Below are 16,035 nucleotides of genomic sequence, written 5' to 3'. Positions count from 1 at the left end.
ATGCTCTATCCCATGCTAGGGAAACCCTGGGTTTCTACAAGGGCTGAATTAGCAGCGGGGGCGACAGGTGGGCCTGAGGAGCGGTGGCGCTCTCTTTGGTAATGGCTACGGCCCGCACAAGACCGCGATCGCGGCGGTATACCGGCGGCAGATCAATAGGTTGCGACACCTGGCCCTGCTCATCCACAGTGAACACGGTGGTGAGAATAGCGTTTTTTTGATCCACGGTGGCTGTAGCACTGGGATCCACCACCGTCCACAGCACGTAAACAGCGCCGGGCTCCAGAGGAGGCAGATTCTCTACCGTGAGGGAGCCCGCCAGGGTACTGGGGTTGATCACCACCTGAGCCTGTCCCGCCGTCGCACTATCCTTAGAAGGACCCAGGGCAATCGTTAAGGTTTCGTCTGGCTGGCTGGCGCGCTCAAGCTGTAGCGTGCGCCAAAGCATCAGGTTGCTCAAACTGAGGCCAGCAATTAGCGCTGCTGCCGCTGCCCCCCAAATTCGTCCCCAGCGACGAGGTCGCAGCCCCGGTGACGCAACCGGAGCACTCACCGTTTCAGCCCCAGACTCAACTGGCTGGGCAGCGGTTTGTAGCAGAGCCATTCTCAGATGGGCCGGCGGGCTGACAGGATCACCATCGTAGGCCACTTCCAGCGCCTGCTGCAGCTGGTCGATATCCAGCTGTAGATCGGGGTTGGCCGCCAGCAAATTTGCCAGGGTAACCGACTCGTCGGGGCTGAGGTCGTAGAGGACGTAGCCCGCCAGCAACTGCTGCAATTGTTCTGATGAAATCGACCCAGTCATAGTGCTAGTTACCCCAATGCTCTTGGAGAATTTGTCGTAGCCTCAGCAGGCCTCGACGAGAATGAGATTTGACGGTGCCCAAGGGGGTATCGAGCTGTTCGGCAATGGCGGCCTGGGATAGCCCTTCGTAGTAGGCTAGGCGCAAAATCTCTTGCTGACTCTCAGACAGCTGGGCCAGAGCAGTCTGGATGTCTTGGGTACGCTCGGCCTGGACTACAGCCTGCTCTGGGGTCTGAGCTGGGGGCGTTATCTGAGTAGACTGAAGGCGTTCCACCGCCGCCCGAGCCACCTGACGCGATCGCAGGCGGTCAATGGCGCGCGATCGCGTCAGTATGGCCAAGAACGTGCGCAACGAGCCTCGCTGGGGGTTATAGGCTGTCGACTGTAGCTTGGCAAAAATGTCTTGGGTTAGGTCTTCAGCTTCCTGGGTATGGCCCAATACTTTGAGAGCAATGCCGTAGACCAGTCCACCGTGGCGATCGTATAGAGGGCCAAGGGCGTCAGTTTGCCCCGCCTTTAAAGCTAACCAAAGGTCTGCATCCGGGGGCGCTTCAGCTTCAGTCGAGGTCAGTCGATCAAAATCCATATACATCGGATGCTCAGACACCAGACCCGTCTTGTGACTGGAGGATCGTACCGCAATCATTGCTTTATACAATGCCATGGTTCGGGTCTACTGCCATCCCGTCGAGTAGGGCTGGCGCTCAGCCACCACCCAACGGGATATAGAGTATGTAGCGATCGCCTAAGCAGGCATTAAAATGCCCCGCAGTTCACCAGCCCGGTAGCGAGTGGTGTGAAAGTCGACATACAGCGTGCCGTTTTGCAGCGCCTGAAGCTGTTCAGGCGTGAGGGTGTAGTCGCCCATGGCGCTGCCCCCGCGGCCGTTAGGATTCATGGTTACATCTAGAGCGTACTGAAATGGCCCATTTTCACTAGAGCTCCCTCGGTGAACGTGGAACGCCGAGGTGATATTAGGATTGGGCGGATCGAGCGGATCGGTAGCATAGTCGCGCGGGGTACTGCTCAACTCCCGAAAGCTGCCGCGCACTACTAGGCGGTTGCCAGACAGGGCAGCCCCAACCACGCCACGAGCCTCGGTTTTAGCCGCTTTGGGTACAACATTCTGACCGCTGAGCATGGCTACATAGGTAACGATGGGCTCATCGAAGCCCTGAGCTAGTAGGGGAGCTGTCGCCGCCGCTAGGTTTGCGTCAATCTGTTCTCCTAGGGCAAAGGTGTCATTGGGGGCACTAGACCAAGGAGTTACTGATACGGTTGCGGGGGTTCCCAACGGCGACTGAGCCATCACCCGACCCAGCATAGGGGAGTACAGTACGGTTACAAACAGGCAGGTGGCTAGGGCAATTAAGCTATTGCGCCAATGCTTTCGTTCTCTCAACATAATGCTTCATTCCACTCAACAAACGGCTAAAAGTCTCTTTGGTCGAGACTCATACCTGGTACGCAGCTCTCTACAAATTGGATGCGGTAGCATTGCATGAAAACTCAGCTAGCTGAACAATTAGTGGCACAACAGCTGGACTGATAGCAGCTCCGTAAGAGCATTGTCCGGCTTCAGCGTTAACCTGCGGTGCTGCCATGTACTGCCCCCAAGCTAGCTACCCCTCTATGGAAATCACCTATCAGCCGTTTACTGTTCACAAACGTGTACCGCTCACCATCAGTCGCGGCACCACGGCCCAATCAACTAATCTCTGGCTGAAGCTCAGCGCCGAGGGCATAGAAGGCTGGGGGGAAGCAGCTCCGTTTTCCATTGGCACTCACCAGCAAACATTGGCCATCTTGCAGGCTGATATAGTTCGCTTACAGACAGTCGTAGCCTTCCACCATCCGCTGGACCGCCAGGCCATTGAGTCGGCCATTGCAACGTTATCTCTCCATTCAGCTACCCGCGCCGCCCTCGACGTAGCTTTGTGGGACTGGTGCGGCAAGTTTGTCAGGCAGCCCATTTGGCGACTGCTAGGGCTAGATTTAGGACGCATTCAGCCGACGTCAGTTACTGTTGGCATTTCATCACCTGAGGCCGCCCGGCAGCGATCGCAGGATTGGCTACAGCAGACTTCCGCCCGCGCCCTTAAGGTGAAGCTTGGTAGTCCCCACGGCATCGAAGCTGACCAAGCCATGTTTCAGGCCGTCTATGACCATATCCCCACCGCCGTTAGCCTCAGCGTTGATGCTAACGGCGGCTGGAGTTTAGAGGAAGCCAAACAAATGGCGAATTGGCTGGGCGATCGCCGCGTCACTCACCTAGAGCAACCTCTACCCGTGAGCCAGGATGCCGATTTGGCCCAGCTCAAGCAGGACTCGCCATTGCCGATTTTTGTAGATGAGAGCTGCTTCAACAGTTCAGATATTCCTCGCCTAGCGAACTTAGTCGATGGCATTAACATTAAGTTGATGAAAGCCGGGGGACTGACTGAAGCCCTGCGGATGATTCACACGGCGCGGGCCTGTGGGCTTCAGGTCATGTTTGGCTGCTACTCCGACAGCAGCCTGGCGAATGGGGCCATGGCTCAGCTCTCCCCCTTAGCCGACTACCTCGACCTTGATAGTCACCTAAATCTACGGGACGACCCCTTCAGCGGCCTTACCCTAGCTAACGGACACCTACTTCCCTCCACCAATCCTGGTCTTGGACTTAGCTATGCACCTCAAGCCCGATAGTCGCATTGCCCTACTTATGCACGAGGGCACCCAGAGCACCATGGGTAAGACCGGCCTGGCCCTGCTGCGCTTTAGCCAATCGCCGATTGTGGCGGTGATCGATTACCAGGCGGCGGGGCGATCGCTCCATGACCTCACCGGCATCGACAAGCCCATCCCCATAGTTGCATCGCTAGCCGAGGCCCTGGCCTACACCCCAGATGTGCTGGCTATTGGTATTGCCCCCTCCGGCGGCAAGCTGCCCGATGCCTGGTTTCAAGAAATTGAGCAGGCGGTCAAGGCAGGGCTAAGTATTGTCAACGGCCTCCATACACCCATGGCCACCCACCCAGCACTCCAGCCCTGGCTGAGAAACCACCAGTGGATTTGGGACGTACGCCAGGAGCCGGAAGGCCTAACTGTGGGAAGTGGGCAAGCCAGCCAGCTAAACTGCAAGCGCATTCTGACCGTAGGTACCGATATGTCCGTGGGCAAAATGTCGGCAACCCTAGAGCTACACCGCGCCTGCCTTCAGCGAGGGTTACGATCTAAAGTAATCGCCACGGGCCAAACCAATCTCATGCTAGGGGACGACGGTGTGCCGTTAGATGCCATCCGGGTTGATTACGCTTCAGGAGCCGTCGAACAGCAGCTTATGCGCCATGGTCCCCATCATGACTTCGTCTTTGTAGAAGGGCAGGGATCGCTACTCAATCCAGCCTCGACCGCCACACTGCCTCTGCTGCGGGGCACCCAACCCACCCACTTAGTGCTGGTACACCGAGCTGGGCAAAACCATATCCATAATTTCCCCCAAGTGAAAATCCCGGATCTACCCAGTGTGATTGCCCTCTACGAACAGGTGACAACAGCGGCAGGAGCGTTTTACCCGGCGAAGGTAGTCGCGATCGCCCTCAACACGGGTCACTTAACCGCAGCAACTGCCGAGGAAGCCATTCAGCTGGTCGAAGCCCAAACAGAACTCCCCTGTGCAGACATTTTCCGCACAGGGGCCGACAAACTATTGACACCCATCTTGGCTTAGTCAGGCTACTTCTTGCGAAGACGATAGGTAATGCGCCCCTTGGTGAGGTCGTAGGGGGTTAGCTCTACCTTGACGCGATCGCCCGGCAAAATCTTGATGTAATTACGACGAATTTTCCCAGAAATGTGGGCTAATACGTTAAATCCATTATCCAAATCAACCCGAAACATCGCGTTCGGCAACGATTCAGTAATGGTGCCCTCCATTTCAATTAGGTCTTGCTTAGACAAGCTGAACTCTCCCTCATTACACAATCAACAGGCTGAACTCTAGCATAACCCCAGTAACTACTCGATCACTAGGCGCTTCAGGTCAGCATGAACTACGTCCATGGTTTGATTACCATCCACCGATACCAACTGCTGGCGACTGCGATAGAAATCAATTAGTGGCTCGGTTTGCTCACGGTATACCTGAAGCCGATTGAGAATCACCGACTCTTCATCGTCGTCACGCCCTCGCTGCAGCAGGCGAGCAACAATCACATCGTCCTCAACATCCAGGTTCACCACAAAGTCAACAGGCTGCTCAATCTGCTCTAGCAGCTTCTGCAAAAACTCAGCCTGGGGGACATTGCGAGGAAAACCGTCCAGCAGCCAACCCGCTTGAGTATCGTCTTGACCCAACCGTTCCTGAATTAAATCCAGTATCAGCTCGTCAGGCACCAATTCCCCGGCACTCATATACTGTTCTGCTTTTTGGCCCAGCTCGCTACCCGCTGCCACTGCCGACCGTAGAATATCCCCGGTAGAAATATGAGGAACTTTGCAGTCCTTAGCCAGCAGCAAAGCTTGAGTGCCCTTACCCGCTCCCGGCGGACCTAGAAAAATAAGTCGAGTCACTACTGCTTCACCATCCCTTCGTAGCGTTGGGAGATTACGTAGGTCTGAATCTGCTTAGCAGTGTCAATGGCAACACCAACCAGAATCAATAGAGAAGTGGCTCCAAAACCCCGGAAGGTTTGAACCCGCGTCAAACTCTCTACCGCACTGGGCACAACCGCTACCATACCCAGAAAAACAGCACCGAGAAAAGTCAGGCGATTTAGAATACGGCTGATGTACTCAGTGGTTGCTTTGCCGGGACGAATACCAGGGATGCTAGCTCCCATCTTCTTCAGGTTTCGCGATACATCGTCGGGGTTCATAACCAGAGACGAATAGAAATAGCTAAAGAAGAGAATAAGAACCAGGTACAGCGAAACGTAGAACAGCGATGTTGGATTCAGATAGTTGTTGACGAACTGACTGAAACCAGGGTTAGTGATGTACTGAGTCAGCGAAATCGGCAGCACCAGCACCGCAGAGGCGAAAATAATCGGCATTACTCCGCCCTGGTTAAGCCGCAGGGGTAAGTAATTGCTCTGCTCCAAGTAGAGCTTGCGACCCACTTGGCGGCGAGCAGAAATAATGGGAATGCGGCGAGTCCCCTCCTGCACAAAGACGATGCCCACAATCATTGCCAGAAAGGCCAGCATCAGAATAATAATGCCGCCCACTAGACCGCGATCGCCGCTCTGCGCCAGCTCAATTGTTTGACCTAACGACCGAGGAAGAGTAGAAACAATGTTTAGAAAAATCAGCAACGAAGCACCGTTGCCAATACCACGCTCAGTGATTAACTCACCTACCCACATCACAAACATTGATCCGGCTGTCAGAGCAATTACCGTCTGAGCTACAAACGCAGGACCAGGAACTTCCGCAAATTGATAGAGCAAGAAGGAGGCCAGCAAAGTACTCTGCAAAATCGCCCAGCCCAGAGCTACGTAGCGAGTAATTTGGGAGATTTTGCGACGACCAGCTTCCCCTTCGTTCTTCTGCAGATCTTCCAGCTGAGGCAGAGCTGCCGTCAACAGCTGCATAATGATCGAAGCATTGATGAAGGGCAGGATTCCTAGAGCAAAGATACCCAGAGCGGACAAACCACCCCCCACAAAGATATCTAAGAAGCCTACAAAGCCAGCCAAGCTGCCCGACTGGATAGAAGCACCAAAAGCTTGGCGATCAATACCTGGTACCGGAATAAAAATCCCTAGTCTAACTAATACCAGAAGCCCTAGGGTTACCAGCAAACGGCTTCGCAGGCCAGCGGCCTGGGCCATTTGCATAAATGTCTCCTGCGCGCTTGGATTTTTACCCCGACTTACGACCATGCATGTACCTCAGGCCTACATTTAGCAATACATTGACGGCAATAAGTAACCGCAGAATCTACGGTTACTTTCCCTGACTTTAGTCTAAAGGATGAGCGAGCCATCTCGCTATGCAACAACTTCCCATGTACCGCCAGCCTGCTCAATTTTCTCTTTGGCAGACTGGGTAAAAGCTGCCGCTCTAACGTTTAGAGCTACACCAATTTCACCATGACCCAGCACCTTCAAAGGACCGTCATTGGTGGTCAATATACCTGCTTCGAGCAGAGACTCAAGCGATACCTCAGTCCCTGCTGCCAGGTCAGACAGGCCTTTAACGTTGATGATTGTGTACTCTTTCTGATTGACTAGAGGGAAGTGCTTGAGCTTAGGAATGCGTCGGTAGAGGGGCATTTGTCCACCCTCAAAGCCAGGCCGGGTACCGCTACCCGAACGAGACTTTTGACCTCGCATGCCGAAGCCACAGCTCGCGCCCTGGCCAGCAGAAATACCGCGACCGACGCGGCGACGGCGGCGCTTAGAGCCGACTTGTGGTTGTGCGTCGTTGATTCTCATGGCTGAGGAAAATAAAAACAGCGATACCGAAATGAATTAAATGTACAGGCTCTCAACCGGGATATCCCGTTCTTCAGCCACGTCAGCAAAGGTGCGCAGAGAAGCTAAAGCGTCTGCCGCAGCTCGAGCATTATTGAGAGGGTTGTTAGAGCCTAGCTGCTTAGCCAAGACGTTCCGTACTCCAGCTAATTCAAGCACCGTGCGTACGGCACCACCAGCAATTACCCCAGTACCAGGAGCAGCAGGGCGCATAAACACCTTGGCACCACCGCCAATCCCATTGGAGGGATGAGGAATGGAGTAGGAACGAGTCAAAGGCACATCTACTAGATGCTTTTTGCCATCGGCTACACCTTTCTTGACAGCGCCAATAACATCGCCTGCCTTACCAACGCCAACGCCGACTTGGCCTTTCTCATTGCCGACAACCACAATGGCGCGGAAGCTAAGTTTTTTGCCTCCCTTCACCACCTTGGTCACACGACGAATTTGAACAACGCGTTCCTGCCAGTCGGTCTTCTTTTCTTTAGTACGCGCTTCTTTGCGACGGTTTGCCATGCCTTTCCCCAGCCTTGTTTACATCAAGCAAAATTAGGTGCTTTCTATCCAACAATCACTCTTGGCCTACAAGCTCAAGCCTGCTTCACGGGCCGCTTCAGCCAAAGCCGCTACTCGTCCGTGATACAACTTACCGCCTCGGTCAAAAACTACTTGAGTAATCCCAGCCTTTAGCGCGCGCTCAGCAACTAGCTTACCGACTACAGCAGCCGAGTCCTGAGTAGCTCCCGACTCATCCTTCAAAACATCAGGTTCAACAGTTGAGGCAGCCACTAAAGTATGGTGAGCAGTATCGTCGATGATCTGAGCGTAGATATGCTGGTTTGAGCGGAACACGGCTAACCGAGGCCGCTCAGAGGTGCCAAACACACGGCGGCGAATGCGGACGTGGCGGCGACGGGTTAATTCTTTACGACTTGCTTTCATGGCTTATTTCTTCCCTGACTTACCGGCCTTACGTCTGACCTGCTCACCGGCGTAGCGCACACCTTTACCCTTATAGGGTTCAGGGGGGCGGCTCGCCCGAATGCTTGCGGCAATATTGCCTACTAATTCTTTGTCAATGCCGCTAATGATGACATTGGTGTTGTTCTCAACAACAAAATCAATGCCGGCGGGGGGCTCAAATATAACAGGGTGGCTGTACCCGAGGCTGAGGTTCAAGTTGCGGCCCTGCACCTGAGCCCGATAACCAATACCCTGAATCTCTAGGCGCTTTTGGTAGCCGTTCGAAACTCCCTCAACCATGTTAGCCACTAGGGTGCGGCAAAGACCGTGACGCTCGCGGGCTAGACGAGAATCATCTTTGCGGTTGACCAGAACGGTTTCCCCATCCTGAACCACCATTACTCCGCTAGGTAGGGTACGAGACAGCTCGCCCTTAGGCCCTTTAACCTGAATGTCCTGACCGTCAATTACGATTGACACTTTAGCCGGGACTGGGATTGGCCGTTTGCCAATACGTGACATGATGCAAAACTCCTAAATCCTTAGCACTCGATAACGCCCTTGATGACTAGCCATTAGCTAACAGCATTGCTGTTCAGCTACTTACCAGACATAGCAAAGCACTTCACCACCAATACCCTGACGACGGGCATCGCGGTCAGTCATGATGCCGCTAGAGGTAGAAACGATTGCAATGCCAATACCCCCCAGCACCCGAGGTAGCTCTTTTCGATTGGAATACACGCGCAAACCGGGCTTGCTAACGCGAGTAAGGTTGCGAATGATGGGCTGACGAGTCTTGCCCTTGTACTTGAGGGCGAGCACCAGTTGAGGACGCTCTTCAACAGTAGTTTCAGAGTAATCCGTGATGAACCCTTCTTCCTTAAGCACCTTTGCAATACTCCGGGTCATCCGGGTAGAAGGAATACCTACAGTTTGGTGCCGCGCCAGATTCGCATTTCTGATGCGAGTCAACATATCCGCAATTGTGTCGTTAGCAGCCATAGTTCTAGTACGCGTATAAACCTGTGTTAGTTGTCACGGAACGGCATACCCAATTCCTTGAGTAGCGCTCGGCCTTCTTCATCGGTGCTGGCGGTAGTCACAATGGTGATATCCATACCGCGAATTTGATCGATGCTGTCGTAGTCAATTTCAGGAAAAATTAACTGCTCTCGCAGACCCAGGGTGTAGTTGCCGCGTCCGTCGAAGCTCTTAGGGCTAATGCCGCGAAAGTCACGAATGCGGGGCAGGGTCAGGTTGATGAGGCGATTTAGAAAGGCGTACATGCGGTCAGAACGTAGGGTGACCATAACCCCCACGGGCATGCCTTGACGAATTTTGAACCCTGCGATCGCCTTTTTGGCGCGGGTTACCACCGGACGCTGACCGGTGATTAAAGCCAGTTCGCTCAGAGAGGACTCCAGCGCTTTGGCATTCTGAGACGCTTCACCTAGACCCCGGTTGACGGTCACCTTAACAACCTTAGGGACTTGGTGAATGTTGTCGTACTTAAACTGTTCCATCAGCTTAGGTACAACGGTGTCTTTGTATATGGTCTTTAACTGGTCGGTCATGGGTCGTTTCTATCGCTTTCCTGGGCTTGGTCAGGACTAGAGGATGAACGTAAGACTAAAAGCCTTAATCAATGATTTCACCGGTCTTTTTCAGCATCCGCACCTTACGTCCGTCATCGGTAAAGGTGTAGGCAACTCGGCTGGCCACTTTCTCCTTTTCGGAGTAGAGCATGACGTTGGAGCTGTGAATAGGAGCCTCTTGGGTCACAATCTGGCCCGATTCCCCTTCCTGCTGAGGCTTAACGTGTTTGGTGCGGATATTTACGCCCTGCACGACCACCTGGCTGGTCTTAGTAATCACGGTAAGCACCTCACCTACCTTGCCGCGATCGCGTCCAGCAATCACTTGAACAGTGTCTCCCTTACGCACATGCACCTTATGGCGCACGGGCTGCTTTGATGTTGTTGCCATTACAGAACCTCCGGTGCCAGCGACACAATCTTGGTGAAGTTTTTGTCGCGCAGCTCACGGGCTACCGGCCCAAATACGCGAGTGCCTTTGGGATTTCCGTCTTGGTTAATAATCACGGCCGCGTTGTCGTCAAAACGAATGCTCATACCGCTACTGCGGCGCAAGCCCTTCTTAGTGCGAACCACTACAGCCCGGACCACATCCGATTTTTTCACGGCCATGTTTGGCAGTGCATCTTTAACCACGGCAATGATTACATCGCCCACTCCGGCATAGCGGCGATTACCACCCAGTACGCGAATGCACATGAGCTTTCGGGCACCGCTGTTATCGGCCACATTTAAGTACGATTCCTGCTGAATCACAATTCCCCCTATGCGTCTGCCGCACGATTAACAATGTCAGCCACCGTCCAACGCTTGGTCCGGCTCAGGGGACGGGTTTCAAGAATTCGCACCTGATCGCCTTCCTGGCACGTATTCTCTTCGTCATGGGCCTTATAGCGCTTTGTCCGCACCACAATCTTGCCGTACTTAGGATGGGAGGTGCGGCTTTCCACAGCAACCACGACGGTTTTATCCATCTTGTTGCTAACGACCATTCCCACTCGTTCTTTAACCGCCATCTAATTCACCTATTCCCTACGCTGTTACCGATTCTGTTGTGGCTGCTGCCACGGCGGTGGCTTGGGCCTCTACCTCTGCCTCTAGGGCAATTAGCTGGCGCTCCCGCTGAACCGTCATAAGCTGAGACAGACGATGACGGAGGTGCTTAAACTGATGCACCTGCTTATCGAGTTGGCGAGTAGCTTTTTGAAACCGCAGTTGAAATAGCTCGCGCTTGGTTTCAGCGATCGCATTCAGCAGCTCTTCATCGCTCAGGCTGCGCGCCTCTTGAATCTTGGTTAATGCCATTGGCCTACGCCTCCTTGCTTTCGCGGGCGATGAACTTAGTCTTGAACGGTAGCTTGAACGCGGCTAGTCGCATCGCTTCCCGGGCAGTGGCTTCAGGTACCCCAGCAATCTCAAAAACGATCCGACCAGGTTTCACCACAGCTACCCAAAACTCAGGATTACCCTTACCAGAACCCATCCGGGTTTCTGCGGCACGCATGGTCACAGGCTTGTCAGGAAAGACGCGAATCCAGATTTTGCCGCCTCGCCGTACATAGCGGGTCATAGCTCGACGAGCTGCCTCAATCTGACGAGCAGTTAGCCAGCAAGGCTCGGTTGCCTGAAGGGCAAAATCACCAAAGTTGATGTCGCTGCCTCGCTGAGCCATTCCGCGCATACGCCCGCGGTGCTGCTTGCGAAATTTAGTTCGTTTTGGACTTAGCATGGATCGGCACTCTTGAAGTCACAGGTAAAATCAATCAAACAAACGCGAGAACAGCCTAATCTTCATTAGAGCGGTCATCAAACTGCTGACGACGACGGGGCTGACGGCGACGAGGCTGAGCATTGGGGGAAGCAGCTGGAGCTTCCTCTTGACCGGGGATAATCTCGCCCTTAAAGATCCAAACCTTGACACCCAAAATGCCGTAGGTAGTTTGGGCAGTGGTGTAAGCGTAGTCAACATCAGCCCGTAGGGTATGGAGAGGCACCCGACCTTCCCGAGTCCACTCGGTACGGGCGATTTCTGCACCGTTCAAACGACCACTAACCTGAATTTTGATACCTTCCACCCCAGCGCGCTGGGCACGCTGAATAGCTTGGCGTACCACCCGACGAAAAGAAACCCGGCGCTCTAGCTGCTGAATAATGTATTCAGCCACAAGAGCAGCATCGGCGTCTACACGGTTCACTTCCACAACATTGACGCGAATTTGGCGGTTCGAGTCCTTGAGCAACTTCTGCACACCTACTCGCAGAGACTCAATGCCTGCTCCGCCACGACCTACAACGACCCCAGGACGAGCAGTCCGCAACTCAAGATCAATTTGGTCAGCCTTGCGCTCAATGCGAATATCGGCAATACCAGCATTGTTCAAAGTCTTCTGAACATACTCGCGAATGCGATAGTCTTCCTGAAGCAAATCAGGGTAACGAGTGCCCTCTGCAAACCAGCGAGAGCGGTGCTCTTGAACTATGCCAAGGCGAAACCCGGTTGGATGAATCTTGTGTCCCACGAACTAACCCTCTGGAAATTGGTTTTTGAACAACTGGTGTTTGGACAATGGAATCAATACAACAAGCTATTCAGCAGCTGGAGCTACAGCAATAGTGATGTGGCAGGTCGGCTTGCGAATTTGATAAGCCCGACCTTGGGCTCGCGGGCGAAACCGCTTTAGAGCTGGACCTGCATCAGCAAATGCCTCGCTCACCACCAAACCCGTTGGGTCAAGACCATTGTTGTGCTCGGCATTAGCTACAGCAGAACGCAACACTTTAATGATGGGTTCGCACGCTTTGTAGGGCATAAACTCTAGGATGATCAACGCATCCCGATAGCTCTTGCCGCGAATCTGGTCGAGCACCCGACGCACCTTACGGGGCGACATGCGTACATAGCGAGCTACCGCCTTAACCTGCTCTGAGGTATCCACAGCCATTTTTCCAGTTCCTCTACCTAATACCTAACGACGAGCTTTTTTATCGGTCTTGGCGTGGCCGCGAAAGGTTCGCGTGGGGGCAAATTCACCCAGCTTATGGCCCACCATCTGTTCAGTCACATAAACCGGCACATGCTGGCGACCGTTGTGCACCGCGATCGTATGACCAATCATCTGGGGCAGAATCGTAGACGCCCGCGACCAGGTCTTGATCACTTGCTTATCACCCCTGGTGTTTAGGGCTTCGATCTTAGAAAGCAGGTGGTCGGCCACGAACGGCCCTTTTTTTAATGAGCGAGACATGATGCTTCAGCCCTAACAACAATCAAGAAACAGCCAACAAATTGCCAACTAAGCGTTACGACCGCCACGACCCCGCTTAGATACACGACGACGACGACGTACCACGTACTTGTCGCTATCCTTATTTTTCTTGCGAGTTTTGTAGCCCAGGGCTGGTTTACCCCAAGGGGTTACAGGACCAGAACGGCCAATAGGCGCTCGACCCTCACCACCACCATGGGGGTGATCAACCGGGTTCATCACACTACCGCGCACCTCAGGACGGCGACCTAGCCAGCGCTTACGGCCCGCCTTACCAAGGCTGACGTTGCGGATATCGGCATTGCCGACCTGACCAATAGTGGCGTAGCACTCACGACGCACTAGGCGAACCTCAGTTGAAGGCAGCTTAAGCGTGACATAGTCACCTTCTTTAGCTACAACTTGGGCACCAGTGCCAGCAGAGCGCACCATTTGCCCGCCTTTCCCAGCCTGCATCTCGACGTTGTGCACCGTTGTGCCCAGGGGGATTTTGTAGAGAGGCAGAGCATTGCCCACTTCTAAAGGCGCATCAGGACCAGCCACCACGGTTGCTCCTACCGTTAGTCCAGCAGGACAGAGAATGTAGCGCTTTTCGCCATCTTCGTAATGAAGCAGGGAAATACGTGCATTACGGTTAGGGTCGTACTCAATAGAAGCGACCTTGGCAAGCACGCCCAGCTTATTGCGATGGAAATCGATGACGCGATACAAGCGCTTATGACCGCCACCCCGATGGCGACAGGTAATTACCCCTCGGTTGTTACGCCCCTTGGGACGATGGGTGGAGTGAGTTAGAGACTTTTCAGGCTCGCTGCGGGTAATCTCGGCAAACTCAGAAACGGTTCGCTCACGAGTACCAGGGGTATAAGGTCGATAGGAACGGATGCCCATGGGAATACTTGCTGGCTACACGGCTAAAGGTTAAGACGGTGAAAACTTGATCCCTAGAGATCAGGGAAGAGAGGAATGGTGTTCCCAGGGGCCAGAGTGACCACAGAACGCTTGTAATGAGGACGATGGCCTACAAAACGCCCCATCCGACGTTTCTTCTTGGGAGGGTTGTAGGTATTGACCGACACGACCCTGACTTCAAATAATTCCTCGATCGCTGCCTTGATCTGCAGCTTGTTAGCACGAGGATCGACTTCAAAGACGTACTGGTTGTTCTCGAGCAGCAGGGTGGCCTTTTCGGTAATCAGGGGCCGACGGATGAGATCAGCCAAAGACGGAGTATTGTCGGCGTTAATCACTGTAAACCTCCTGGATAGCCTCTAAGGCAGGGGATGTAATGACAAGGTAGTCGGCGTTCAGCAGATCGTGGATGTTGAGATTGGCAGCAGTAATCAGCTTGACATTCTCAAGGTTGCGAGCCGAGAGGTAGACCAGTTCTTGTCGTTCGGCAATGATCAAGAGAATCTTGGCATTGGGATCAATACCCCAGCGAGCAATGGCATCGAGCAGCTCGCGGGTTTTGGGGCGAGAGAATTTATCCTCAAACCCTTGCACCACCACCAGATCATCGATCCGGCTCTGGAGGACGGTGCGTAAAGCTAACCGCCGCTCTTTGCGGTTCATCTTGACACTGTAGTCGCGAGGCTTAGGGCCAAAAATGACACCGCCGCCGCGCCAGAGAGGAGAACGGTTAGAACCAGCTCGGGCCCGACCGGTACCCTTTTGACGCCAGGGCTTACGGCCACCACCTCTGACTTCAGCACGGGTCTTAGTAGAAACCGTGCCTTGACGGGCGTTGTTCATCTGACGCACTAGAGCGCGGTGAACAATATGAGAGGCAGACTCTTCTTTGGCAACCTGAAGATCTAAGGATGCCGTACCCGCCTCTTGGCCCTCCCAGTTTTTTACGACGCACTCAACCATTGTCTGAACCTATCTCTTAAAAAGCTTTGGATGCCCGAAAGTCAAAGACTTAAACCGCTTGCTGCAACCCTGGAAGAATTAGGCATTTACCCATTGGGCTGGAGCAATACTCAACAACCCACCGGGCTTACCAGGAATAGCACCTTTGATCAGCAGGATGTTGCGATCGCCATCTACCCGCACCACCTCCAACTTGCGAATGGTCACCCGGGCGTTGCCCATTTGACCAGCCATCCGCTTGCCAGGATAAACACGACCAGGAGTCGTACCTGCGCCAGTAGAACCAGGTAGGCGGTGGTTCTTGGAACCGTGAGCCATCGGACCACGGCGGAAGTTGTGGCGCTTTTGATAGCCCGCGAAACCGCGCCCCATGCTCTTGCCGGTGACATCCACCAGTTGGCCCTGGCTAAAAGTTTCGGCAGTTACGGTCTGCCCTAACTCAAAACCATCGGCGGCATCAACCCGATATTCTTTCAAGTGACGCAAAGGAGCGCTGCTAGAGCGAGCCAGATGGCCCAACTCAGGCTTGTTGAGCTTCTTTTCGGTCACTTCATCAAAACCTAGTTGGATAGCTGCATAGCCATCGGTATCTGAGGTCTTTATCTGAGTAACAACGCAAGGACCGGCCTGCACCACCGTGACGGGGATAGCATTGCCTGCCTCATCGAATACTTGGGTCATGCCCAGCTTTTTGCCGAGAATACCGACTGCCACAGTCCTGTCTCCCTACTAACACACTACGAAATGCGCAGGACTCCCTAAATGGAAGAGCTTTGCGCATCAACGACATCAACTTTTGAACACCCCAAACCGAAAAGTTCATCGGGGGTAAGCGCTGCCGGCCTAAACCGGTCACGATTCAAAAGAAAGTTGACTTACTCTGACACAGCTGACCTTTGAGCCAGAACCGCAAACACCTTGGTGTTAGGGCATCAGAACAGTCAAATGCCAGGACTTGGGTAACCCGCTGGACTACTCAGTATCCTTTTTTGTCGGCGATTTACCATAGTACACCCCTTGTCAGCACATGTCTATAACCATTTTCAGAAAAGTTCTAAAGTTTG

General features: G+C 53.7%; 26 protein-coding genes. 2 read left to right on the top strand and 24 right to left on the bottom strand.

Annotation, left to right across the window (positions count from 1 at the left end; translation table 11 throughout):
• Positions 1–34 precede the first annotated feature (34 nt).
• The 3 genes from NC979_RS00405 to NC979_RS00395 form a co-directional block, all read right to left on the bottom strand.
• The gene (locus NC979_RS00405) at positions 35–805 is read right to left on the bottom strand and encodes an anti-sigma factor (RefSeq protein ID WP_190522701.1); all 771 of its coding nucleotides are present in this window, start codon (positions 803–805) and stop codon (positions 35–37) included.
• Between the two features lie 4 nt (positions 806–809).
• Entirely contained in the window at positions 810–1,391 is a 582-nt protein-coding gene (locus NC979_RS00400; RefSeq protein WP_190522699.1) for a sigma-70 family RNA polymerase sigma factor, read from the bottom strand.
• Positions 1,392–1,550: 159 nt separating this feature from the next.
• On the bottom strand, positions 1,551–2,210 hold the full coding sequence (locus tag NC979_RS00395; protein ID WP_190522697.1) for a CHRD domain-containing protein: 660 nt from the start codon (positions 2,208–2,210) through the stop codon (positions 1,551–1,553).
• A 197-nt stretch (positions 2,211–2,407) separates the two neighbouring features.
• On the opposite strand from NC979_RS00395, the gene NC979_RS00390 reads away from it, so the two are divergent.
• Positions 2,408–3,493: a dipeptide epimerase gene (locus NC979_RS00390; RefSeq protein WP_242024164.1), complete on the top strand. Its 1,086-nt coding sequence runs from the start codon at positions 2,408–2,410 to the stop codon at positions 3,491–3,493.
• Positions 3,474–4,517 carry an N-acetyltransferase DgcN family protein gene (locus NC979_RS00385; RefSeq protein ID WP_190522695.1) on the top strand — a complete coding sequence of 348 codons (1,044 nt, stop codon included), beginning with the start codon at positions 3,474–3,476 and terminating at the stop codon, positions 4,515–4,517. Before NC979_RS00390 ends, NC979_RS00385 begins: the two co-directional genes overlap by 20 nt.
• Positions 4,518–4,522: 5 nt before the next feature.
• Here NC979_RS00385 and infA read toward each other — a convergent pair whose 3' ends face one another.
• From infA to rplC, 21 genes are all read right to left on the bottom strand, one after another.
• Positions 4,523–4,747 (bottom strand): translation initiation factor IF-1, encoded by a 225-nt coding sequence (gene infA, locus NC979_RS00380; RefSeq protein ID WP_017297627.1) that lies wholly within the window; start codon positions 4,745–4,747, stop codon positions 4,523–4,525.
• 57 nt (positions 4,748–4,804) lie between these two features.
• On the bottom strand, positions 4,805–5,359 hold the full coding sequence (locus NC979_RS00375; protein ID WP_190522693.1) for an adenylate kinase: 555 nt from the start codon (positions 5,357–5,359) through the stop codon (positions 4,805–4,807).
• A complete protein-coding gene (secY, locus tag NC979_RS00370) occupies positions 5,359–6,627 on the bottom strand; it encodes a preprotein translocase subunit SecY (protein WP_313887163.1) in 1,269 nt (422 codons plus the stop codon). Before secY ends, NC979_RS00375 begins: the two co-directional genes overlap by 1 nt.
• Before the next feature lie 153 nt (positions 6,628–6,780).
• Entirely contained in the window at positions 6,781–7,227 is a 447-nt protein-coding gene (gene rplO, locus NC979_RS00365) for a 50S ribosomal protein L15 (RefSeq protein WP_190522691.1), read from the bottom strand.
• Positions 7,228–7,263: 36 nt separating this feature from the next.
• Positions 7,264–7,785 carry a 30S ribosomal protein S5 gene (gene rpsE, locus NC979_RS00360; RefSeq protein WP_073609619.1) on the bottom strand — a complete coding sequence of 174 codons (522 nt, stop codon included), beginning with the start codon at positions 7,783–7,785 and terminating at the stop codon, positions 7,264–7,266.
• Positions 7,786–7,851: 66 nt separating this feature from the next.
• Positions 7,852–8,211 (bottom strand): 50S ribosomal protein L18, encoded by a 360-nt coding sequence (gene rplR / locus NC979_RS00355; protein WP_190522689.1) that lies wholly within the window; start codon positions 8,209–8,211, stop codon positions 7,852–7,854.
• Positions 8,212–8,214: 3 nt separating this feature from the next.
• Positions 8,215–8,754, bottom strand: a complete 540-nt coding sequence (gene rplF / locus NC979_RS00350) for a 50S ribosomal protein L6 (protein WP_190522687.1) — start codon at positions 8,752–8,754, stop codon at positions 8,215–8,217.
• A gap of 81 nt (positions 8,755–8,835) precedes the next feature.
• Entirely contained in the window at positions 8,836–9,237 is a 402-nt protein-coding gene (gene rpsH / locus NC979_RS00345) for a 30S ribosomal protein S8 (RefSeq protein WP_190522685.1), read from the bottom strand.
• Between the two features lie 26 nt (positions 9,238–9,263).
• Positions 9,264–9,809, bottom strand: coding sequence for a 50S ribosomal protein L5 (gene rplE / locus NC979_RS00340; RefSeq protein WP_190522683.1), 546 nt, complete (start codon positions 9,807–9,809; stop codon positions 9,264–9,266).
• A gap of 64 nt (positions 9,810–9,873) precedes the next feature.
• The gene (gene rplX, locus NC979_RS00335) at positions 9,874–10,221 is read right to left on the bottom strand and encodes a 50S ribosomal protein L24 (RefSeq protein ID WP_199308986.1); all 348 of its coding nucleotides are present in this window, start codon (positions 10,219–10,221) and stop codon (positions 9,874–9,876) included.
• A complete protein-coding gene (gene rplN, locus NC979_RS00330) occupies positions 10,221–10,586 on the bottom strand; it encodes a 50S ribosomal protein L14 (RefSeq protein ID WP_073609625.1) in 366 nt (121 codons plus the stop codon). Before rplN ends, rplX begins: the two co-directional genes overlap by 1 nt.
• A gap of 8 nt (positions 10,587–10,594) precedes the next feature.
• Positions 10,595–10,846: a 30S ribosomal protein S17 gene (rpsQ, locus tag NC979_RS00325; RefSeq protein WP_190522681.1), complete on the bottom strand. Its 252-nt coding sequence runs from the start codon at positions 10,844–10,846 to the stop codon at positions 10,595–10,597.
• 16 nt (positions 10,847–10,862) lie between these two features.
• Complete coding sequence (gene rpmC, locus NC979_RS00320) at positions 10,863–11,135, bottom strand: 50S ribosomal protein L29 (RefSeq protein ID WP_190522678.1); 273 nt, start codon at positions 11,133–11,135, stop codon at positions 10,863–10,865.
• A gap of 4 nt (positions 11,136–11,139) precedes the next feature.
• On the bottom strand, positions 11,140–11,559 hold the full coding sequence (rplP, locus tag NC979_RS00315; protein ID WP_190522676.1) for a 50S ribosomal protein L16: 420 nt from the start codon (positions 11,557–11,559) through the stop codon (positions 11,140–11,142).
• 55 nt (positions 11,560–11,614) lie between these two features.
• Positions 11,615–12,349, bottom strand: a complete 735-nt coding sequence (rpsC, locus tag NC979_RS00310) for a 30S ribosomal protein S3 (protein ID WP_190522674.1) — start codon at positions 12,347–12,349, stop codon at positions 11,615–11,617.
• Between the two features lie 66 nt (positions 12,350–12,415).
• Positions 12,416–12,772: a 50S ribosomal protein L22 gene (gene rplV / locus NC979_RS00305; RefSeq protein WP_190522672.1), complete on the bottom strand. Its 357-nt coding sequence runs from the start codon at positions 12,770–12,772 to the stop codon at positions 12,416–12,418.
• Positions 12,773–12,796: 24 nt separating this feature from the next.
• Positions 12,797–13,075, bottom strand: a complete 279-nt coding sequence (gene rpsS, locus NC979_RS00300; RefSeq protein WP_190522670.1) for a 30S ribosomal protein S19 — start codon at positions 13,073–13,075, stop codon at positions 12,797–12,799.
• Positions 13,076–13,123: 48 nt separating this feature from the next.
• Positions 13,124–13,987, bottom strand: a complete 864-nt coding sequence (gene rplB / locus NC979_RS00295; protein ID WP_190522668.1) for a 50S ribosomal protein L2 — start codon at positions 13,985–13,987, stop codon at positions 13,124–13,126.
• 53 nt (positions 13,988–14,040) lie between these two features.
• Positions 14,041–14,346, bottom strand: a complete 306-nt coding sequence (locus tag NC979_RS00290) for a 50S ribosomal protein L23 (protein ID WP_313887162.1) — start codon at positions 14,344–14,346, stop codon at positions 14,041–14,043.
• Complete coding sequence (gene rplD, locus NC979_RS00285; protein WP_190522666.1) at positions 14,339–14,971, bottom strand: 50S ribosomal protein L4; 633 nt, start codon at positions 14,969–14,971, stop codon at positions 14,339–14,341. Before rplD ends, NC979_RS00290 begins: the two co-directional genes overlap by 8 nt.
• A gap of 78 nt (positions 14,972–15,049) precedes the next feature.
• Positions 15,050–15,685 carry a 50S ribosomal protein L3 gene (gene rplC, locus NC979_RS00280; protein WP_190522664.1) on the bottom strand — a complete coding sequence of 212 codons (636 nt, stop codon included), beginning with the start codon at positions 15,683–15,685 and terminating at the stop codon, positions 15,050–15,052.
• Between the last annotated feature and the right edge of the window lie 350 nt (positions 15,686–16,035).

It is taken from the genome of Leptolyngbya subtilissima AS-A7 (genome assembly GCF_039962255.1).
Lineage (GTDB): Bacteria > Cyanobacteriota > Cyanobacteriia > Phormidesmidales > Phormidesmidaceae > Nodosilinea.
Note: the sequence above shows the minus strand (reverse complement) of the source record. Positions and strands in the feature narration are given on the sequence as shown.